The sequence below is a fragment of the Tsukamurella sp. II2bb genome (assembly GCF_057815145.1).
Genome location: NZ_JBYPZI010000003.1, coordinates 302,389 through 322,726 on the forward strand (window position 1 = coordinate 302,389; position 20,338 = coordinate 322,726).

Annotated in this window: 17 protein-coding genes and 1 pseudogene; 8 read left to right on the forward strand and 10 right to left on the reverse strand. The window is 67.8% G+C overall.

Translation table 11 applies throughout. The annotated features are described in order from the left end of the window. Positions 1-190: 190 nt before the first annotated feature. From AC21LY_RS09925 to AC21LY_RS09935, 3 genes are all read left to right on the forward strand, one after another. On the forward strand, positions 191-1,195 hold the full coding sequence (locus AC21LY_RS09925) for a zinc-binding dehydrogenase (protein WP_489046449.1): 1,005 nt from the start codon (positions 191-193) through the stop codon (positions 1,193-1,195). Positions 1,196-1,254: 59 nt separating this feature from the next. Beyond that, entirely contained in the window at positions 1,255-1,596 is a 342-nt protein-coding gene (locus AC21LY_RS09930) for a hypothetical protein (protein ID WP_489046293.1), read from the forward strand. 61 nt (positions 1,597-1,657) lie between these two features. Further along, complete coding sequence (locus AC21LY_RS09935) at positions 1,658-2,428, forward strand: glucose 1-dehydrogenase (RefSeq protein ID WP_489046294.1); 771 nt, start codon at positions 1,658-1,660, stop codon at positions 2,426-2,428. Positions 2,429-3,089: 661 nt separating this feature from the next. On the opposite strand, the gene AC21LY_RS09940 is transcribed toward AC21LY_RS09935, so the two are convergent. Together AC21LY_RS09940 and AC21LY_RS09945 are read right to left on the reverse strand one after the other, a co-directional pair. Further along, entirely contained in the window at positions 3,090-4,607 is a 1,518-nt protein-coding gene (locus tag AC21LY_RS09940; RefSeq protein WP_489046295.1) for a carboxylesterase/lipase family protein, read from the reverse strand. Then, a complete protein-coding gene (locus tag AC21LY_RS09945) occupies positions 4,594-6,012 on the reverse strand; it encodes a sugar porter family MFS transporter (RefSeq protein WP_489046296.1) in 1,419 nt (472 codons plus the stop codon). Before AC21LY_RS09945 ends, AC21LY_RS09940 begins: the two co-directional genes overlap by 14 nt. Before the next feature lie 93 nt (positions 6,013-6,105). Here AC21LY_RS09945 and AC21LY_RS09950 point away from each other — a divergent pair, with 93 nt between their 5' ends. Both AC21LY_RS09950 and AC21LY_RS09955 read left to right on the forward strand, forming a co-directional pair. After that, positions 6,106-7,302: an ROK family protein gene (locus tag AC21LY_RS09950; RefSeq protein ID WP_489046297.1), complete on the forward strand. Its 1,197-nt coding sequence runs from the start codon at positions 6,106-6,108 to the stop codon at positions 7,300-7,302. A 191-nt stretch (positions 7,303-7,493) separates the two neighbouring features. Then, positions 7,494-8,309 carry a histidine phosphatase family protein gene (locus AC21LY_RS09955; RefSeq protein WP_489046298.1) on the forward strand — a complete coding sequence of 272 codons (816 nt, stop codon included), beginning with the start codon at positions 7,494-7,496 and terminating at the stop codon, positions 8,307-8,309. Between the two features lie 102 nt (positions 8,310-8,411). On the opposite strand, the gene AC21LY_RS09960 is transcribed toward AC21LY_RS09955, so the two are convergent. The 3 genes from AC21LY_RS09960 to AC21LY_RS09970 are packed head-to-tail and all read right to left on the reverse strand — an operon-like array spanning position 8,412 to position 12,970. Next, positions 8,412-10,013, reverse strand: coding sequence for an AMP-binding protein (locus AC21LY_RS09960; RefSeq protein ID WP_489046300.1), 1,602 nt, complete (start codon positions 10,011-10,013; stop codon positions 8,412-8,414). Between the two features lie 40 nt (positions 10,014-10,053). Further along, complete coding sequence (locus AC21LY_RS09965) at positions 10,054-11,742, reverse strand: aldehyde dehydrogenase family protein (RefSeq protein WP_489046301.1); 1,689 nt, start codon at positions 11,740-11,742, stop codon at positions 10,054-10,056. 37 nt (positions 11,743-11,779) lie between these two features. Continuing rightward, on the reverse strand, positions 11,780-12,970 hold the full coding sequence (locus AC21LY_RS09970) for a DUF2306 domain-containing protein (protein WP_489046302.1): 1,191 nt from the start codon (positions 12,968-12,970) through the stop codon (positions 11,780-11,782). A gap of 45 nt (positions 12,971-13,015) precedes the next feature. Between AC21LY_RS09970 and AC21LY_RS09975 the strand changes: the two genes are divergently transcribed. After that, entirely contained in the window at positions 13,016-13,624 is a 609-nt protein-coding gene (locus AC21LY_RS09975; RefSeq protein ID WP_489046303.1) for a TetR/AcrR family transcriptional regulator, read from the forward strand. 336 nt (positions 13,625-13,960) lie between these two features. Here AC21LY_RS09975 and AC21LY_RS09980 read toward each other — a convergent pair whose 3' ends face one another. Beyond that, positions 13,961-14,527 carry a TetR/AcrR family transcriptional regulator gene (locus AC21LY_RS09980; protein ID WP_489046304.1) on the reverse strand — a complete coding sequence of 189 codons (567 nt, stop codon included), beginning with the start codon at positions 14,525-14,527 and terminating at the stop codon, positions 13,961-13,963. Between the two features lie 80 nt (positions 14,528-14,607). Here AC21LY_RS09980 and AC21LY_RS09985 point away from each other — a divergent pair, with 80 nt between their 5' ends. Continuing rightward, positions 14,608-15,828, forward strand: coding sequence for an alpha/beta hydrolase (locus tag AC21LY_RS09985; RefSeq protein ID WP_489046305.1), 1,221 nt, complete (start codon positions 14,608-14,610; stop codon positions 15,826-15,828). Positions 15,829-16,007: 179 nt separating this feature from the next. Here AC21LY_RS09985 and AC21LY_RS09990 read toward each other — a convergent pair whose 3' ends face one another. After that, positions 16,008-16,265, reverse strand: coding sequence for a hypothetical protein (locus AC21LY_RS09990; protein ID WP_489046306.1), 258 nt, complete (start codon positions 16,263-16,265; stop codon positions 16,008-16,010). Between the two features lie 64 nt (positions 16,266-16,329). Here AC21LY_RS09990 and AC21LY_RS09995 point away from each other — a divergent pair. Further along, a pseudogene (locus AC21LY_RS09995) lies at positions 16,330-17,235 on the forward strand (IS5 family transposase). A 17-nt stretch (positions 17,236-17,252) separates the two neighbouring features. Here the strand turns inward: AC21LY_RS09995 and AC21LY_RS10000 are convergent. The 3 genes from AC21LY_RS10000 to AC21LY_RS10010 are packed head-to-tail and all read right to left on the reverse strand — an operon-like array spanning position 17,253 to position 20,151. Further along, a complete protein-coding gene (locus tag AC21LY_RS10000) occupies positions 17,253-17,963 on the reverse strand; it encodes an LppM family (lipo)protein (RefSeq protein WP_489046307.1) in 711 nt (236 codons plus the stop codon). Further along, positions 17,960-19,537, reverse strand: coding sequence for a phytoene desaturase family protein (locus tag AC21LY_RS10005; RefSeq protein ID WP_489046308.1), 1,578 nt, complete (start codon positions 19,535-19,537; stop codon positions 17,960-17,962). The genes AC21LY_RS10000 and AC21LY_RS10005 overlap by 4 nt, the downstream gene beginning before the upstream one ends. Continuing rightward, positions 19,534-20,151, reverse strand: a complete 618-nt coding sequence (locus AC21LY_RS10010) for a GNAT family N-acetyltransferase (protein WP_489046309.1) — start codon at positions 20,149-20,151, stop codon at positions 19,534-19,536. Before AC21LY_RS10010 ends, AC21LY_RS10005 begins: the two co-directional genes overlap by 4 nt. Positions 20,152-20,338 lie beyond the last annotated feature (187 nt).

Genomic DNA, 20,338 nt, shown 5'->3' on the forward strand with positions numbered 1-20,338 from the left:
GGCCCGGAAAGTTCGGTCTCAGTGGCCATGCCCCCACAACACTCCGGTCAGTAATGTGATGGCCGTCACGTCGCGTCATTGATGTCCGCGTGACGATAGTCCAGTCTCCGGAGTAGGCGGCGTGAGGGAGTCGCCACAGTACCGCGCCGTACCCCGATTTCTCTGCCCATGAGGAGAAGCTTTGTCTCAGATGATGTCCGCCCACCGGTGGGACTACGAATCAGGCAGGTTCGTACACAAATCCGTCGCGATTCCGCAAGCTGGCGAGGGTGAGGTCCTCGTCCAAGTGAAGGCTGCAGGAGTCTGCCTGTCTGACGTGCACTTCCTCGACGGTTCGCTGCGCCTGCCTTACCCGATGTCCGGCGAGATCACGATGGGCCACGAGGTCTCCGGGGTTGTCGCCGCGATCGGCGAGAACGCCGGCTCCTGGCAAGTTGGTGATCGAGTGCTCAGCCAGGTCATGCGCACGGATTCCCGCGGAGTCACCACCACGCTCGGATTCGACTATGACGGCGGCTGGGCCGACTACATGCTAGCCCGCGACGTGGACCTGGTCGCCATCCCAGATTCTCTTCCGTTCGAGCAGGCTGCGATTATCCCGGATGCGATCTCGACGCCCTGGGCCGCGATCTCTTCGACCGCGGCCGTCCGGCCAGCCGAGTCCGTCGGCGTTTGGGGCATCGGGGGTCTCGGCGTGCACGCCGTATCTCTCCTACGAATGATCGGTGCCGTGCCCATTATCGCCATCGATCCCTCGCCCGCTGCTCGGGAACGTGCGCTCATCGCTGGGGCGGACTATGCGCTGAACCCGACCGATCCGGGCTTTGCAGAGGAGTTGGCCGGTGCAGCGGGCCCCGGTCTCGATGTCGCCCTGGACATGTCGGGAGCAGCATCGGCGCAGCACCAGGCGATCGGAGCCCTTGCCCCCGGTGGCCGAATGGTCCTGGTGGGCATCAACCCCGAGCCGTTAGCCTTCGAAACCTGGACGTTCATGAATAGCGGCAAGCGGATCCTTGGCCACTACGGGGCGGCGCCCCACCATGCCGCGGAGATAGTCCGTTTCATCGAGAACGGACGGATCGACTTCTCCTCGTCCATCTCCCGCGTCATGCCGATGTCCGACGTCACCGAGGCGGTACACCGACTTGAGAACAAGATCGACGATCCGGTGCGGATCGTGCTGGTTCCCGAGTGAGTGAGCCGTCGATCCGGTGACGAGTTTTTGCACCCAGATTCACAAACGAAAGAGGTCTTATGTCCAAGGCTCTTCTGGTCGCTCATGTCCACCCCGCGTCAGCCGATCTCGAGGACGAGTTCAACCGATGGTATGACGAAGTTCATATCCCGCAGGTCATTGAACGTATCGCCGGGGTGGTCGGAGGGTCGCGGTACCGCTACGCCGACGTGCAGCTTCTTCCCTCGGAAGCCGCCCCGGAACGCCGCTACTTGAGCCTCTACGAACTCGATACCGACGACTTGGCCGTTACCGCCGCCCGCCTCGGCGCTGCGCTCGGCGACGGCACGTTGGACATGACCGAAGCCATCGACACAGGCGAACGGGGCCCGCTGTTGTACTTCTTTGTGCCAACTCCGTAGTACATAAAATCCCACACCTAATCGAATCATCTCCCGCCTGAGGCGGAAAGTAAAGAGTAGAATGCCAAAAGCACTGAGCGGCCAGGTGGCAATTGTGACGGGCGCTGGCAACGGTCTCGGTGAGGCCATTGCAAGAAGATTTGCAGCGGAAGAAGCCCGAGTCGTCATTTCTGATATCGACCCTCAAGCCGCAGAATCTGTGGCAGCGTCAATCGATGGCGCGATCTCGATTCCTGCAGACGTTACCAATGAAGCGGAAGTCCAAGCGCTTGTCGATCAGACGATGGAACACATGGGCGGCCTCCATATCATGGTGCCAAACGCTGGCGTCGGGTTCGTCCAATCGATCAGCGAAATGTCTCTTTCCGATTGGCGACGGACCACCGCGGTCAATCTCGACGGAGTATTTTTATCCATTCGTTATGCGGCCCCCGCGATCATCGAGTCCGGCGGCGGGGCGATCGTAACGATCAGCTCAATCACCGCGACTTCCGGGTCTCCACTGATCGCACCGTATGCCGCGTCTAAGGCAGCGGTACGCAACCTAACCGAGACCGCAGCCATCGAGTTCCGCGACCACGGGGTCCGCGTCAACGCCGTACTCCCCGGATTCATCGATACTCAAATGGTGGCTACCGCCGCACCGCGGTTCGAAGCCGCCCTAGGGCTTTCCGAGGGCGGATTTGGACCTTTCATCGCGCAAAAACAGGGACGGTACGGCACGCCTGAAGAGGTGGCAGCAGCGGTAACGTTCTTCGCTTCAGACCAGGCGTCGTGGTGCACCGGAAGCAGTCTGGTACTGGACGGCGGTATGGTTGCATCGCTTCTCTAGTGAGTCGCAACCCCAAGATGAGGGAGGATCTCACGTCGTCGAAAGCGATTCATGGCAAGTCGATTTCATTCGGCGGTACCTTCGCAGAAATTTCGGACTGTCCAACATTCTGGACGGTTGCGTGACAATGGAGTTCCGTTGATTTGAATGAAAAGAATCCCGGGCGGTCGCCTTAGCTGCGTGAGCAGGTCCGCTTCCCACTGGAATCTAACCTTGAAGTCGTCGTTCCGCGGCAGGACGCATCGAGCGAATTCAACGTGTCCTGCCGCGGTCGCCGAGTGTTCGACGCGGAACACCTTGCCCATGCCTGTCGGCACCCATTTGGCGGATGACGCGGTACCCAGCGATGTCAGTGATGGACATGTGGCGGTCCTGGCGGGCCGCTGAACAGGTTTGACAGGGGGGATTGGCAGGTCAGAAGGCGTTTTGGCCGCGCACCCATCCCCAGAGGCCAACGCGGTCGCAACCGTTTCCGGTCATGGGCGCCGCACACTTGGACGACCGCGGTGGGTGGCGGTCCAGGTCGCTCAGGCCCCGGCATGGGTGCACTGCTAACGCGATCGACTCTGCTGTGAACGCGGAGATCTACGCAATCTTAGGGGAGCGAACGCCGCAGCCCCTCCGCCCGGGTAGCTGCGTTCTCGTTGCCGATAGTGCGGGTTCACAGCCGGGTTACCGGATGGCCGGGGATAAGAATCCGTTCTGCGCGATAGCCGTCGACGACAGTCTCACAGGTGACGTCCATGCGGCGCACGGATCGTGCGTGACCGTACTCCTGCCAGCCCGGCGAGCCGGACGTGATGAACTGTGACCACGCGTCGTGCATGTCGTCGGCCAGCCCTTGCGGGGTGGGTCCGGTCACTCGTGGGGCACCGGCCGCGTCGGTATTTCCCCATGCGAACGGAAGGTCCAGGCAGTGGTGCGCCGCGCCGGGGTTGACGACGCCTGCAGCCGGCCATCGGAAATCGTAGGCCCAGGTCCGCGGTCGATCCTCGGCAATCGCTGCCACCGGCGTGCGGATCAGCAGGTCGCTGAGGAGTTGGCCGAGTAGGGCTGAGCCCTCGAGCTCGGCCCGCGCGCGCCGGTAGTCCTCCGCCCGCCCCGCCGAAACATTGAGGAGCTCGATCGACTCGGTATCTGTCCGATGCTCGGGGGCCGTCGGCGGGGCACCTGATCGTGGCAGGAAGTCGTTGAACTCCTCGGCCACGGCACCGATGAGGAGCGGGAATCGGCTCCCACCGACGGAGCGCGGCGCCTCGATCAACGGCAGCCGCACGAGGTCACCGTCGAATACGGGGGCGAGCTGCAGTGACCCCAGCACGTCCCGGATAAGCCCGGCGGGCTCGGTGCCGATGCCGGCCCGGCCGGGTGCGGCGCCGAAGACGTTGTACATCCGCCACGGCACGTCGGCGAGCGCCGCAGCTGGCACGCTTCCGAGTGATCCGACGGTAGGTGCGGCCCTGAGCAGTTCGCCTATCTCGCCCATGGTGGTGGCCGCGTCGACTGGATCGGTGAGGGCGACCACCGGTGACATCGCGATCGCCCGGTGGGCCAGCTCGTCGATGCCGTCGATCCCGAGCAGGGTGAGCACCGCGCCGCCGCCGGCGGACTGGCCTCCGATGGTGACCCGGCGGGGATCACCCCCGAACGACTCGATGTTCTCCTGCACCCACGCCAGCGCGGCCAGCCAATCGCGTACGCCGCGGTTCGACGGTGCCCCCTCCACCTGTCCGAAGCCGGCCACACCGAGCCGGTAGCCCACGGTGACGACAACGATCCCTTGCCGGTTGAAGGCACCGCCGTCATACCACGGGCTGATCGGCGATCCGGCGATGTAGGCGCCGCCGTGGATCCAGACCAGGACCGGAAGTTCACCTGACGCCGACGGCTCCGGAGTGAAGACGTTGACCGTCAGGATGTCATCGCCGGGGATCGACGGCTCTGGGATCGTTCCATCGGCGAAGCCTCGATGCTGCGCGGTGGGCCCCGGGACCCGCGCGTCCCGGACCCCGCTCCACGGTTCCGGGCGGGTCGGCGGTAGGAACATCGCCGGTCCCGCGGGCGCCGTCGCGTACGGGATCCCGTAGAAGGCGGTCGAGCCGCGCCGCACCGCGCCGCGGACCGCGCCTGTCCGTGTTCGTACGACCACGTCTCCCGCGACCAGATCATCGGGCGTCACTGGTCATCTCCTCCAGCTCGCGCCCACGGGTCTCGGTGACCATACGGAGGACGAACACGAACGAAGCCGCCGTGCACAGCGCGAACGCGCCGTAGGTCAGGCTCAAGCCGATGCTCTTGATGAGGATCGGGAACAGCAGGGTGACCAGGAAGTTCGCGATCCAGTTCACAGGAACCGCGATGGCCATGCCCGCGCCCCGGATCCGATTGGGGAACATCTCACCGAGGTAGACCCACATCACCGGGCCCCAGGTCCCGCAGAAGAAGATGTAGAAGACGTGCGCCGCGATCAGCCCGACAATGCCCCACTGCAGCGGCAGCTCCGCGCCGCTGGTGCTGCCGGGCGTCCCCTGAGCGAAGGCCACCGCGACCACCACGAGACTGATCGCCATTCCCGCGGACCCGACGAGCAGCATGGGCCGACGGCCGACGCGGTCGACCACGGCGATGGCGACGAATGTCATGATGATGCCCAGAATCGAGGTCCCGACAGGGATGATCAGTGCCACTCCGGACTCGAAGCCGACCGCATTCCACAAAGTGGTGCCGTAGTACAGAATGACGTTGATACCGGTGGTCTGCTGGAAGAACGCCAACGCGATCGCCACCCATACAACGGGCTTGAGTCCGACGGCCGACCCGCGCACGTCGGCGAAGCTGGGGCGCTGGTCACCCGCCAGCGACGCCTCGATCTCGTTGAGCTTTCCGGTGGGATCCGGGTCCGCGACGGCGTCGGCCAGGATCCGGCGGGCATCGTCGGGCCGGCCGACTGCCACCAGGTAGCGGGGCGATTCCGGCAGTCGCATCGCCAGCAGGCCGTAGAGCACGGCCGGAAACACGCCGGCGATCAGCATCCAGCGCCACGCCGACAGACCGAGCAACCAGTCGGCCTCCGGAGAACCTGCTATCGCCGCGATGGTCGCGTCCGAGACGAACGCGCCGAACAGGCCGAACGCAATAGCCAACTGCTGTAGCGAGCCGAGCCGGCCACGGGCGGCGGCCGGAGCGACCTCCGCGATGTACGTCGGGACCACGACCGAGGCGATGCCGATGCCCAGCCCCGCGACGATCCGCCAGAGGATGAGGTCGTAGACCCCGATCGCGAGGCCCGATAGCACGGACGAGACGGCGAACAGGATCGCCGAGACGACCATCACCCGGACCCGGCCGTACCGGTCCGCGGCGCGACCGGCGAATATCGCGCCGAGCATGCAACCGAGAAGGGCCGACGACACCGCGGCGCCCGTCATCGCGGCGCTCAGCCCGAAGCCTGCTTCTTCGCCGCTGAGGGCGTCGACGGCGCCGTTGATGACGGACGAATCGAAGCCGAAGAGGAAGCCGCCCACTGCGGCGGTGACCGAGATTCCCAGGACCTTCCCCGGGATCTTGGTGGAAGAGTGTGCCACGAGATCTCCTTTCACGGATGACGTGTGGGGCTACGACAGTCGACCGAAATCTGTCCGTCAACGGTCAATATTCGCTGGGGCAGAATGAACGCCGTGGAGCAGGACGGGCCCGCTGAGCGGGATATCGACCGGGAACTTGTCGGGATCGATCGCAGGATGACGAAGAACGTCGTCGACACTCTCGCCCGCATCGGGCCGGTGGACCGCAAGGTCCTCGCCGACCGGCTGAAGGTGGGACGGTCGACGCTGGCCCGCGCAGTCGGGGACCTGTTGGATGCGCGCATCGTGGTGGAGCAGCACACCGCGCCGAAGGGGCGCGGCCGCCCGCAGACGCTGCTCGCGGTCAATCCGCGTTCCGCCACCTCAATCGGCCTGGACTTCGGCATGCGGCACATCCGCGGGGCCGCGGTGGACGCCGCGCACAACACGCTCGCAGCGCGGGAGATCGAGCTACCGATGGACTACTCCGTCGATATCGCCGTCGACGCGGCCGCAGAGCTGGTCGAGCGACTGAAGGCGTCGGCGATCGGTCCCGTGGTCGGCATCGGTATCGCCCTTCCAGGGCCGGTGGACCGGTCCGCGATGGTGCTGACCCGGTCGAGCATCCTCCCGGGCTGGGCCGGCGCCCCGATCCTCGATAGCTTCCGGCAGAGGATCCCGCATCCTCTGTTCGTTGACAACGAGTCGAATCTCGCGGCGTACGCCGAGAAGTTGTGGGGCTCCGCAATGGACGAGGAGTCGATGGTCTACCTCAAGCTGCACTCCGGCGTGGGCGGGGCGCTCATGCTCGACGGCACCGTCGTCCGCGGTCAGCGCGGGGCGGCGGGGGAGTTCGGGCATCTGAGCGGGGACGGAGGGGGCCGACGGTGCCGGTGCGGAAACCGGGGATGCCTCGAGGCGTCGATCGGCCTGCCGGCCGTGCTGGGCTCGATGTCGGCGCGACACGGCCGTGATCTGTCGTTCGCCGACGCCGTCCGATTGACCCGCGACGGCGATCGCGACTGCCGCGAGGTCATCGTCACCGCGGGGATCGAAGCGGGCCGGGCGCTCGGTACCCTCTGCAACGCCTTCGACCCGCAGTGCATCGTGCTCGACGGTGCCCTGCTCGCGTTCGGCGAACCTCTTCGCGAGGCCATTACGGCCGGGCACCGCGCGGCCGCTCTCCCGATGCACACCGACATTCCGATCAGATCAGCTCGGCTCGGCCGGGCGGCGTCCGCACTGGGAGCGACGGGGCTGGTGCTGGCGTCGGGATTCGACGACCTGATCGCTGCCGGATGGCGTACGTAACCCGCACGTTCCCGACCCCCACGCTCCGCCCACCGCGTCCAGGTCAGACCCTGCGCCAGAATTTCTGATTTATGTCCGTTGACGGGTATTAATCGCGATGCGAGGTTGGTCCGCGGGCGCGGTCGGACCGGATGATGATCTGCTGCGATCACGCCCGACCACCAATTGAGCGCGAATGAAAAGAGAAGGCGATGGTGCGGAAGTTCGGCGCGGCGGTGGTTTCCGTCGCACTGGTCCTGACCGGTTGTGGCGCGAACGACTCGGCGACGAGTCCATCGAGCAGTGGCGCTGCGGCAGCGGACTCGGTGACGCTGTACATCGTGCGTCATGGACGAACCATGCTCAACACCACGCACCGGGCGCAGGGCTGGTCGGACGCGGTGCTGACCCCGGACGGCGAGGCCGTGGTCACGGCGGCGGGCCGCGGCCTGACTGGAGTGAGGTTCCAGGCGGCCTACAGCAGCGACAGCGGGCGCGCCGTGCAGACCGCGAAGGTGCTGCTCGCCCAGAATGCGCTCTCCAGCGCGGTGCCGCTGGAGAGCGATGCCCGGCTGCGTGAGTTCAACTTCGGAACCTTCGAGGGTGATCCGAGCCGCGATGTCTACGCGGTCCTGGCGCAACGAGCGGGCACCGGGCAGAGTCCCGAGGACTACGAGAAGACGGTCACCCCGAAGGCGCTCGCCGACGGCATCGCCGCGCTGGATAAGGAGAACCCGGAATCGGCGAAGAACTGGCCAGCTGAGAACTACTCGCAGATCACCGAGAGGATGAAAGCGAGCGTCGGCGAGATCGCAAGGAAGGAGGCACGGAAGGGGCAAGGTAACGTTCTCGTCGTTTCTCATGGTCTCAGCATCACCGCATTGTTCGAGACGCTGGTGCCGGGCTTCACGAAGCCCGATGGTGGCCTGAAGAACGCTTCTGTCTCGATTCTGAAGTACTCGAAGGGGACCTACACGCTGGAATCGGTCAACGATGTCTCGTACATCGAGAGGGGCAAGCCGAAGTAACTGCAAGCTGCGACCGAGCCGGACCGGCCTTCCCTCGACGAACTGATTTTCGAGGAAGGGCGGTGGGGCAGGATCGCAACCCCGCTACTGCAGCGGTGTGGGCTACCTGCTTGGCAGGCAGCGGAGGTCCTTGCGGAGGATCTTGCCTGACGCAGCCTTCGGCACCTCGGCGATGAAGTCGACGAGGCGGATCCGCTTGTGCGGCGCGACGCGGGCCGCGACGAACTCGATCAGCTCCTCCTGGCTCGCGCTCGAATCGGGTTGCAGCACCACGAATGCGCGGGGGATCTCGCCGGCGTCCTCGTCGGGGTGCGCGACGACCGCGGCGTCCGCCACCGCGGGATGCGTGAGCAGGAGGGCCTCAAGCTCGGCCGGCGGTACCTGGTAGCCCTTGTACTTGATCAACTCCTTGAGCCGGTCCACGACGTAGACTTCGCCACTGCGGCCGATCTCGATGATGTCGCCGGTGCGGAGCCAGCCGTCGGTGGTGATCGTGGCCGCGGTCGCCTCAGGGTTGGCGAGGTAGCCTGCCATCACGCCTGGTCCGCGGACCCACATCTCGCCGGGCTCGGTGCGTTCGGCACCAGGGAGGATCTCGATGTCTTCGCCGGTTTCGACATCGACACTGCGGAATTCGATGTTCGGGATTGCGGTGCCGATGGAGCCGACCGACATGTGGTCGTCGTCCCAGGGCGTGATGTGCGAGACGGGGCTGAGTTCGGTCATACCGAATCCCTGAAGCAATCGGGCTGAGATGCGGGCGCGCAGGGCGCTCCCGAGGGATTCGCTCATCGGTGCCGCACCGGAGACGATCGTGTCGACCGAAGAGAGGTCGGCGTCGGCTGCGGCGGGGTGTTTGGCCAGCGCGACGGCGATCGGGGGTGCGATGAACAGCAGGTTCACTCGCTCGCGGGCGATCACTGTGAGGAAGCCGGTGAGGTCGAACCTCGGCATCGTGACCAGCTTCGCCCGGTTCCGGAGTGCCAGGTTCATGATCACGTTCATGCCGTAGATGTGGAACAGCGGCAGGACGGCGAGGACGGTGGTCTCCGGCGTCTGCTTGAGCACCGGCGCAAGCTGGGCGAGGTTGGCGACCAGGTTCGTGTGGGTCAGCATGACCCCCTTGGCCTTACCGGTGGTCCCGGAGGAGTACGGCAGCACGGCGAGCGCGGATGCCGGGTCGAGGTCGATCTCCGGTGGAACGCGGTTCTCCACCAGCAGATCGGCCAGCGACTCGTGATCGCCGGCACCGGCGTCGGCGGCACCGCGGTCGAGGACGATGATGTGGCCGGCATCCAGGCCCGCCTCCGCGGCCCCCACGATCGCGACGGGTAGCAGTCCCGCAACGGTGACGTAGGTCCGCGCGCCGGAGTCCCGGAGCTGGCTCGCGATCTCCGACGGGGAGTAGAGGGCGTTGAGGGTGGTCGCGGTCGCGCCCGCGCGCAGGATCCCGTGGAAGGCGATGACGAACGCGGGACTGTTGGGAGCGTGCAGCGCGACGACGTCGCCCTGCGACACGCCGCGTACGGCGAGTGCGCCGGCGAAGGCGTCGATGAGGCTGCGGAGTTCGCCGTAGGTGAGCGTCGTCGCACCGTCGGTGAGAGCGACCCGCGCGGCGTCCTCCGTGCTGAGACCGGCGAAGAGGTAGTCGTAGACGGTCGACCCGGGGATCTCGACGGCGGGATAGGAACTGAAGTGGATCATGGGATCGGGAATCTCTCTGAGAGTGGCAGTCTGCGGTGCGTCAGGCGCGGAAGGCGCTTCGGAAGATGCCAGGCAGTTTGGCCCAGCTCGGAGCCTTCGCGAACCGGGTCAGCCCCTGCGCGGTCTCCTTGGCGGATGCGGCGGTGACGAACCAGGCGGGCTTCGGGGAGAGCGCGAGCTCACCGTGCAGGACGGACCGGGGGAACGGGCGGAACGGCGCCCACAGCACGCTGCGCTCGACGTCCTCGACCAGGTGGGCGTTGTGCACGATCCCGATACCCGAGCCGACGGCGGCGAGCGTGTTGCCCGGGAAGGCGCCCCAGCTGAGCGCGGGGACCAGGAAGCCGATCGCGCTCCACACATTGACGCCGATGGTGCCGTACCGCAGGTCGGCGAGGACGGCGTCGAACCTCTCGCCGATCGCCTTGCGGTCCTCGGGCGCGACGATGATGCTCGCCCCCAGCGAGCCGTCGAGCCGGTCGTTGGCGAAATCGATGGCGTTGCGGAAGAACTCCTCCCCTGTGCCGGGCACCGTCGTGTGGCCGAGGACCGGCCCGAAGTACTCGGTGGTCAGCAGTTCCGTCGACGTGTCCGCCCCGACTTCGACGAGGACGCATCCGTTGACGTCCTCCGCGGCGGGGTAGGCCGCCCGCGCCGAAGCGACCTTGCGGTCCGTGCCCGGGTACCACGCGCGGGCCGGGAGCCCGGCGAGGACGTCACGCAGCTCGCGGAGGAAGTCCTCGCGCTGGGCCCACTCGTCCGAGAGGATCAGCGCTTGCCCGGCGATGCAGTTGTGGCCGCCGTTGTGCAGTCGCTGCGTCGCGACGTTCTCGGCCTGGAACCTCAGGTCCTCTTTCGACCACTCGCCGGGGACGATGATGATCGGTGAGACGCCGCCGAGCTCGGAGCTGATCGGCGTGTCCAGCCGGGGCGGCCCGGACTTGTCGCCGCCGGGCCCCCACACGATCAGGTCGTGGGTGATCCCCGAGCCGGTGATGTGGATGTGGCCGATCCCGGAGTGGCCGGTCAGGTATGCGCCGACCTGGGCGTCGCCGTTGACGATCCGGAGGAAGCCCTCCTCGATCAACGGGGCGAAGGCCGCCTCGTACGCGTCGGTCAGTCCCGCGAACGTCGGGTTCAGCTTGAGCACGCTCACCCGGTTGAAGGCGATGAGCTCGTAGAGCACGTCGAGCGGGCCGATCGCGGAGATGTTCCCGGCGCCGAGCACCAGTCCCACGCCTCCGTTCTCGCCGAGCCGCTTCGCGCCGAGCCCGGCGCTCGCGACCGCCTCCTCCGCGGTGACGCCGGGCCGCAGCCACAAGTCCCCGCTGAACCCGTTGAACAGGTTGAACTCGTACAGGTTCGCCGGCATCATCCGGAAGGTCGTTCGGCCGCCCGGCGCGGAACCGGACTTCACACCGTCGAGCGGCGACTTGCCCGCGGCGAGCTTCTCCAGGCTCTCGATCGCGGCAGCAAACCCGGACAGCGTTGCGTAGGGCCCTGACATCCATTCCTCGCCCTCGAGCCGGCCGGCGGGAACGCGCTTCGCCTCGATCGCGGCCAGCGCCCACTGCTCCGCGGCATCACCGATGGCCCGGTGCGTGCGGCGCAGGACGTCGACGCGGGCGCGGTGATCGAGGGCGGCCCAGCGGACGGCGCCGTGGGCGAGTTCGCGGAGCGCGTTGTCGACCTCGGACTCTGTGGCGAAGTCGATGGTGTTGTCGGTCATGTCGTTTCCTCGGTGTTCGGGTGGACAGGGGTGGGAGTCAGACACTGTGCATCGTGCGACGCACAGCCGCCCGGCGCGGAGGGGAGCCGATACCGGCGGTGCCGGCGAGGCCGTGCACGACGAGGGTGTACGAGACGAGGATCGGGAACGCGATGCCGACCATCAGGCCCGCCAGCAGCCCCGACGGGGCGCCCCACAGCACGCCGGCCGCGAGGTCCACGACGAGCGCCGAGATCGGCGCGGTCGCCGCTCCCCAGAGCAGGATCCGCCATCGGGCCTGCAGCTCTCGGTCCTCCCGCCGCGCGCTGCGCGCGGCACCGAGGGCGCACACCGCGAGGTAGGCCGCGGCCGCGCCGAGCGGGACCCAGACGATGCCTGCCGGGAGCACGTCGTCGACCTGCCGGTACCGCAGCACCAGGAGCGCGCCGCCGACGAGCCCGATCAGGAGGGGCAGGCCGGCGCGGACGTTCGGGACCGCGCCCCAGAGCGCCGATCCGCTGCCGCCGCGCGACCGCAGCGACAGTTGCATGGCGATGGCCGCGCCGCCCGGCGCGATGACGCCGAGCATGCTCGAGCCCATGCCGAGGTTGTCCAGGAGCACCTGATCGGGGAACAGCGGGGCGGCGAAGATCCACATCACCCGCAGGAACGGGGCGGTCATCATGAGCGCGAAGTTCAGGTACATCCACGCCTGATGTCCCAGCAGGTTGCGCCGGCGGATCGCCAGCAGGCCCAGCGCGCCGCTCAGCAACGTCCCGAAGTCGAGCGCCCACAGCTGCAGGTAGAAGGCGTTGCCGATCAGAGCCTCGACGGGGTCGACCGACATCAGGAAGATCAGCGCGGTCAGCATGCTGATCACCATCAGGACGAAATAGACCCGCCCCACCCAACGGTGGGTGGCCAGGCTCCGCCGCCGCAGGCTGGGCGCCAACTGGTGCACCATCAGCAGCAGCGCGATCCCGCCGAGTCCCGTGTGCACGAGCATCACCCAGCGGTTGTCGAGGTAGTCGACCATCCGCACGGAGTCGACCGACCCGGCCCGGTAGGTGTAGTCGCCGCCGTTGACCGCGGCGGTCAGCGCGTCCTGCCACCGGCCCGCGTCGGAATCGAACGCAAACCACATGTAGTTCACCGCCAGTGGCGTGTACAAGACAGCCGCGCCGAGCACGGCCGTCAGCAATGCTCGGCGCAGCACGATCCGTCGCCAGGCGGCTTCAACCTCGTTCATATCACTGTTATGGCATCGACATAACTGTTGCGGTAGCCTGGAGTGGTGACGACATCGACGACCTCGCGGCGCGAACTCCTGACCCGGGCCGGCGTCGAGCTGCTCGAGGACAGCGGCCCCGACGCACTTTCCACGCGGAAGGTCGCCACCCGCGCGGGGACCACTACGATGGCCGTGTACACCGAGTTCGGATCGATCAGCGGCCTCATCGCCAGCATCGTCGACCACGGCTTCGGCCTGCTGACCGATGAGCTCGCCGCGGTTCCGCACACCGACGACCCCGTCGCCGATCTGCACTGGATCCCCGAGCAGTACCGGGCCTTCGCGCTGGCGCATCCCCACCTCTATCGGGTGATGTACGCCGTGGGCCCGGTCGGCGGCTACATGCGCAACGGTACCGAGCTCCTGCAGGGCTCCACAGCCTTCGCCGTGCACCTAAGGGCGGTCCGCCGCGTCATCGACGGCGCGCCGTCCGTTGACAGTTCGGCAGCCTTCGACCTGGCGGTACAGATCTGGGCATCCGTGCACGGAGTCGTGCTGGTCGAACTGTCCGGCTTCCTCGCCAGCATCGACGCGCAGAACCCGCAAGATGTCCTGCACAGCGTCGTTGACGGCCTGGTCGGCGCCGCGCTGTCTCGTCACCCCGTGCGGTGACGACGGTCCCCCGCGAGGGGGCAGCTACCCGCGCGTAGCCGCCCTTCATTCACTTCAAGGAAAGCGCCTAGCTGTACCCGGCCACCACGTTGGTAGCGGCGTGGCTGGTTGAACGAGGGAGAACCTCCGACGCGCTGCAGCCACGTCACCGCCGGCTGCGTCCGGCCCGGGTGGTGGCCCATCGTCGCGACGGGAGTGCTCGCGGCGACCATCGCGATCACCACGACAACGCGCCGGGCGATGCGCACCACCGAACAGGTGCGCAAACTGCTCGCTGAGGAACAGGTACCCGAAGCAGCCGCAGACACCGTCCGAGCTCTGTCAGGGGCCGAGCGCCTAGAGCGCGCCGCGCAGCACCAGATCAACGACAGCAGACGGCAGGCCTTCCGGGATCTCAGCTTGAGTGAGGAGCGCGCGCATGTGCAGCGGCGCGACGACGGCTTCTAGGATGAGAGAGCCGTCGACGCCCTCTCTGAGTTCGGTACGAAGCTTGGCACGATCGATGACAGCTGCGAGTTGTGACCACCGGCCGTTCCAGAAGGCCTCACGCTGGGCGTCCGTTGCGGCGTCGCTAATAGCGCCAGCACGCAGTAGAGCGCGACCAATCGGTGTGGAGATGAACGCCGCGACGCTGCGGGAGATTTCGATGAGGTCGTCGCGCAGGTTGCCGGTGTCTGGGATGGGAATCGCGTCGGCACTCGCGCCCAGCAGCGCATCGAGGGCAAGCGCCTCCCGCGTTCCCCACCGACGGTAGACCGACGTCTCGTGAACGCCGGCGCGGGCAGCGATCCCCTTGACCGACGCCGCGTCGAAGCCGACCTCAGCGATCTCGTCGATTGCGGCCGCGAGCACGGCCTCTCGCAGAGCTTCGCCACGACGCCCCAATCGATTACCGGCTGCCATGTTCTCAGACTAATGCAGGACGACTTGCGTCACTCGGGGCATCATGATTTATTGCAAGTGTACTTGTGATAGGAGTGGCGATGAGCGAGAGCGTAAGAGGCACGCGCGGATGGTCGCGCGCAGAAGGCGTCGTGGGCTACCACGTCTTCCATCCCGATGTGAGCGTGAACTTCCAGTGCAACCGCTGGGTTCAGTGGATCGGGAAGGATGCCATCCCCGAGGTGGCCGGCCTCGGCCGGACCTGCCAGACGTACCCGGACTGGATCGATGGATTCCTCGCTCTGGCGGATCGCGCGCGTTCTGCGGGCCGTGACGCTGCTGCGGCGTACTACGACCGCGCAGCCGAGTTCTTCATGCTCCCCAGTGATGAGCGGCGCGCGGGTGCACGCGCCCGCTTCCTCAAAGCGATGAGGTCCATGTACGCGGCCACACCGATCTCGGTGGCGTACGCCGATGAACACCAGACCGGGGTACTGCCAACCTACGACTGGCGACCGAACGACCCGGCACACGACACCTTGGTGGTGTTCGGTGGCTTCGACAGCTACGTCGAGGAGTTCTTCCCCCTGCTCGCCGACATGGTGGACCGCGGGTTCCGCGTTATCGCATTCGACGGCCCCGGTCAGGGTGGAGCGCTAGAAGATCACGCGCTGCACTTCACCCCTGAGTGGGAGCGACCGGTGACGGCCATCCTGGACCACTTCGGACTTCAAGACCCTGTCACTGCGATCGGCGTCTCACTCGGAGGAGGTCTGGTACTTCGTGCAGCTGCCTTCGACAATCGGATTGCTCGTTCGATCTCCCTCGACGTGCTCGACGACGCGCTCGGCTCGGTGGCGGCACAGATCCGGCCTGGAATCGAAGTCCCCCTGCGACTGCTCGTAGACCTGCGCGCCCGACGGCTCATCAACCTGATCGCCCGTCGGCGCATAGCGAGCTCCCCGATCGCCGAATGGGGCATCAGGCAAGGCATGTACATCACCGGCACTTCGACGCCGTTCGACTTCCTTCAGGTCATGCGCCGAACCCACACACGAAAGATCTCGCACCTCGTCACCGCAGACGTTCTCCTATTCGCGGGCCTCGATGACCACTACGTGCCCTACCCGCAACTCGCGCGGCAGGTCAAGAACCTGACGAACGCGAGGTCGATCAGCACGTCCACATTCACGCAGGCGGACGAAGCTAGCAATCACTGCCAGATCGGCAACGTAGGTCTCGTCGCCCAAATCGGCGTTGCATGGGCCGATCAAGTAATGCGACGGCACCTACCGCACATGTCGCCGAACCGGGGCTCGTGACACTTCGTTGACCCCGGTGACAGTGCCGGCAACATCGCAGCTACGCGGCCATCCGCGTCGGGAGGCGGGCCGCACGCGGCCGGAATTGCCCCCGGACCCTATTGAGTTCGAGCGGTCACGCCTGATATCCGCGCACGCAGAGGGCGCACCTCCCCTGGAAGACGACATGGCACCATCCGTCACCCCACGTCCCGGTTACTGGCACCCATCGTGGCAATCTCACGGAGAGCAGACCGCACATCGTTGCACGCAAGTTTCCCGTCGCCGTGTACGGGGCCAGACAGTCGGCGCTGGACCGGCGCCCAGTCGCCGCGGCAGGTGATCGCCCTCCACGACGGGCGGGGAAGCCGTGCCAATTGCGGCCGCTTCGCCTTGATCCGCGCGACGTTGATCGCCATCTGCGTGAGATAGTCGGCCAGGTTCTCCACCGCCACCATGCGACAGGCGCTCCTAGGGCGTGTCTCGTAACCGATTTCGGTTTCGTGGGGCCGAGTTTCTTCGGTGTCGAGAGTTCAGGTCCTGACCGATGAGATGTGGGCGCGGATCGAGCCGTTGATGCCGGCGCCGTCCCGGAAGGTGGGCGGCTCTGGCGTGATCACCGCACCGTGATCGAGGGGATCATCTGGCGCTTCCAGGTCGGTGCCCCGTGGCGGGATCTACCGGCCGAGTTCGGCGCGTGGCAGTCGGTGTGGCGGCGCCATGACCAGTTCAGCAAGGACGGCACCTGGGAGAAGATCCTGATCGCGTCGCTCGCCGACGCCGACGCCGCGGCGTTGATCGATTGGGACGTCAGCATCGACTCGACGATCAACCGGGCGCACTAGCACGGGACGAACCTGCCCCGCGGCGCCGCCCTCACAGGGGGATCTATCGAACTACAAGAACCTGGCGCAGGAACCTGCTGATCACGGAATCGGCAGGTCGCGGGGCGGACTGTCGACGAAGATCCACCTGCTCGTTGATGGCCACGGACTGCCCCTGGTGGTGATCTGCGGTCCCGGGCAGGGCGGCGACAGCTCGATGCTCACCCACCTGCTCGACACCCTGCGAGTACCCCGGGGCGGCCGCGGCCGGCCCCGGACCCGCCCGGACACCGTCCTCGGCGACAAGGCGTACTCGTCCGCGGCGACCCGCGCACTGCTGCGGATGCGGGGCATCACCGCGGTTATCCCCGAACGCGCCGATCAGATCTGGAACCGGAAGAACAAGGGGTCCGCCGGTGGCCGGCCGCCCGGCTTCGACCCAGTCAAGTACCGCGATCGCAATGTCGTCGAACGCGGATTCAGCACCCACAAGCAGTGGCGCGGGATCGCCACCCGCTACGAGAAGTACAACGCCAACTACTGCGGCGGTGTCCTGCTCCGCGGCATCGTCCTCTGGCTCAAACGGTTACGAGATACGCCCTAGTGGCGGGTGCCCGCAGGTCAGCGGCGCAGCTTCTCGCGCAGCCACTGCGGCAGCTCGATGACCGACTCGGGCTCGTCGGACTCCTGGCCGGGCTTCGGGCTGCGGTCGCGGCGCGTGTAGGCGAGCGCGGCGACGAGCGCGGCGGCCAGGAAGGAGACCGCGGCGGTGATCCACGCCCACGTGGTGAACGAGGCGATCGACGGGTCCGCGTACTCGGCCTCGGCGGTGAGCGCGGCGGACGTGCCGCCGTTGAGCGTCCAGGTCACGAGGTCGTCGGCCTCCTGCTGACCGTTGGTCGCCCGGACCGGGCCGGGGAACTGCAGCGAGACCACGATCACCGCGGAGTTCGGCGGCAACGAGGACAGGTCGGCGGTGCCGGAGAGGATCACCGTGCCGCCGGTGCGCTGCACGCGCATCTTGATCGAGGCCGACGAGGTGTCGAAGGCCTGGGAGACCACGTCGCCGACCTGGTTGAACTGGCCGAAGGTGATGTTCTCGAAGATCATCTGGGTGCCGACTCTGCCGTTCGAGTCGTACGCCTTGACCTCCGCGAGGCCCTTCAGCTCGCCCGGTGCCGCGATCTGCGGTCCCTGCGGGTTCGCCGCCGGCGTCTGCGCCGCGACGATCTTGCCGGACATGCGGTCGCCGGGGCCGGGACTCGAGCACGCCGCGGGGGCGGCCACCAGCGCGAGCACCGCCAACGCCGCGAACATCCTTCGGAGAATCACGCTCGCCATCGTGCCAGGTGCCCCAGGTCCCGGGCGAGCAGCCGCGCCGCGATCCGCCCGCTCGAGCCGTTCACGCCGCCGCCCGGATGCATCGACGCGCCAGCCAGAGCCAGGCCGGGCGCGTCCGGGACCCGGCCGCCCGCGAGCGCCGGGACCGGCCGGAACAGCAGCATGTTGTGCAGCGCCATCTCCACGTGCATGACGTTCCCGCCGAGCAGCCCGAGTTCGGACTCCAGGGTCGACGGGGTCTGCACGAACCGGTGCTCGATCGTGTCCTCGAAGCCGGGGGCCCAGCGCGCCGTCTCCGCGACGATCTGATCGGCCTCGCGCTCCGCCACGTCCGCCCACGCGCCCTCGGCGAGGGCGTAGGGGTACCACTGCGCCCACAGTGTGGTGTTGTGCCGCCCGGCCGGCGCGATGGACGGGTCCAGGCCGGAGAAGGTCATCGCCAGTACCGCGGGCCGACGGGGCGCGTCCCCCGCCAGCATGTCCCCGCGGGCGCGGGCCAGGTGGCCGCGGTCCGCGACGAGCAGGCCCAGCCCGGACTGCTCGGCGAGCGGCACGCCGGCGAAGGCGGGCGGCGCGGTCGTGCCGAGGCGCAGCACCATCCCCACGCCCGGTCCGACCTGGATGCTGCGGCGCCACCCGGCGAGGCGCGCGGCGTCGTAGCCGCCGCGTTCGAGGAGGTCCAGCGTGGTCAGGACGTGACAGCCGGCGAGCACGGTGCGGGCCCGGACGGTCCGGGCACCGTCGGGCCCGCCGACGGTGACCTCCCACTCCCGTCCGGTGCGGCGCAGGGCCGTGACCGGAGCGCCCGGCTCGACGGTGCCCCCGTCGGCCGACAGGCGGGAGATCAGGGCCCGGGTGAGGGCGCCGCTGCCGCCGACGGCCCGGCCGGGCGGCAGCGTGTGCATCAGGGCGGCGAAGCCGACCATCGGGGCCGTGCCGGGCTCGCTCATCGCGGGGCCGGACTGCGCCCCGAACCAGGCGAGCGCGGCCTTGAGCCGCTCGTCGTCGAAGTACTCGTCCAGCAGCTGATCGCCCGACGCGAGGTAGGCGCGGGACATCTCGGTCAGGCTCGCGCGGCCCTTGGTGGGCCAGAAGGCGCGGCCGAGCCGCGGCGCGCTGGGGGAGGAGCCGAAGGCGGCCATGGTCGCCCGTGCACGGGGCGTCCAGTCCGCGACGAAGCGCCGGTACTCCGCCGCCTCCCGCGCGCCGCACGCCGCGGCGATGGACGCGGCGGTCGCGTCCAGGTCCTGCCGGAAGAGGATCGGCGGCGCGTCCGTTCCGGGCGGCGTGGGCGCGAAGGCCCACGGATCGCAGTCCAGGTAGCGCAGCCCGTGCGCCGCGAGGCCGAGCTCCTCGGCGATCCCGGTGTGCCGGAACATCAGGTGCGCCGACGAGCCGCGATCGACGCGGTATCCGGGGAACCGTTCGACGGTGCTGACCGCCCCGCCGGGCACGGTGTCCGCCTCGAAGACGGCGGTGGAACGGCCCTGCGCCGCCAGGTACGCGGCGCCGACCAGCGCGTTGTGGCCGGAGCCGACGACGGCGACGTCGAGCGCGGTGCTCACGGCGACGGCGGGACGAACGGGAGGTCGTGGCCCAGCACGGCGAAGGGGCGCGGATCGCCGGAGAAGCGGAAGTCGCGCAGCACGTCGTAGAAGCCGGTGCGGCGGTAGAGGCGCCACGCCCGGTTCTGCTCGGCGGCGACCTCCGGCGTGGAGAGCAGCACGCGCGGTTCGGGGCGGCCGGCGAGGAGGGCACGCAGGAGCGCGGCGCCCGCGCCCTGCCCCTGCGCCGTGGGGTGCACGTGCAACTCCGTGAGTTCGAAGTAGGACGCGGCGACGGCCTCGATCTGGGACGGGGTCAGGCCGCGCCGGCCGAGGCCGACGCGGAGCTGGCGGTTCCACCACTGATCGCCGGCGCCGCTGTAGCCGTAGGCGATGCCCACCAGGTGGTCGGTCACGCGGCCGTCCGCGGCCGGCAGTGCCTGGACCGCGCCGAAGGCGGCGTACCCGGGCCGGTTCAGGTGTTCGCGCCACATCGGCAGCCGGTGCGACTCCGTCCCGGCGGGGTAGTCCATGGCAGCCACGTAGATCTGCAGGGCGGCGGGCAGCCACAGGGTGGCGTCCTGCGGCGACAGGGCCTGGATCCGTGGTGGCGACGGCGACGGCACTGCGGTCACGGATTTCCTCCCCTTGACGTGTCGGATGCTCACGCTATATTAGAAGTGATCGAATGATTGTTCGATCACGGACCGTCGGATGGGTGCACGTGTTCTGGCGCCGGGGCTCGGGTCACCGGTCCGGGTTCGTCGGCGGGACTGGCGCGGAACGAGGGAAGCGTTACGTGTCAGTCCCGTCCGGTACAAC

Coding starts and splice junctions, on each gene's coding strand:
- AC21LY_RS09925 (WP_489046449.1), top strand. CDS start 191: ATGATGTCCGCCCACCGGTGGGACTACGAATCAGGCAGGTTCGTACAC.
- AC21LY_RS09930 (WP_489046293.1), top strand. CDS start 1,255: ATGTCCAAGGCTCTTCTGGTCGCTCATGTCCACCCCGCGTCAGCCGAT.
- AC21LY_RS09935 (WP_489046294.1), top strand. CDS start 1,658: ATGCCAAAAGCACTGAGCGGCCAGGTGGCAATTGTGACGGGCGCTGGC.
- AC21LY_RS09955 (WP_489046298.1), top strand. CDS start 7,494: ATGGTGCGGAAGTTCGGCGCGGCGGTGGTTTCCGTCGCACTGGTCCTG.
- AC21LY_RS09960 (WP_489046300.1), bottom strand. CDS start 10,013: ATGATCCACTTCAGTTCCTATCCCGCCGTCGAGATCCCCGGGTCGACC.
- AC21LY_RS09965 (WP_489046301.1), bottom strand. CDS start 11,742: ATGACCGACAACACCATCGACTTCGCCACAGAGTCCGAGGTCGACAAC.
- AC21LY_RS09970 (WP_489046302.1), bottom strand. CDS start 12,970: ATGAACGAGGTTGAAGCCGCCTGGCGACGGATCGTGCTGCGCCGAGCA.
- AC21LY_RS09980 (WP_489046304.1), bottom strand. CDS start 14,527: ATGGCAGCCGGTAATCGATTGGGGCGTCGTGGCGAAGCTCTGCGAGAG.
- AC21LY_RS09985 (WP_489046305.1), top strand. CDS start 14,608: ATGAGCGAGAGCGTAAGAGGCACGCGCGGATGGTCGCGCGCAGAAGGC.
- AC21LY_RS09990 (WP_489046306.1), bottom strand. CDS start 16,265: ATGGTGGCGGTGGAGAACCTGGCCGACTATCTCACGCAGATGGCGATC.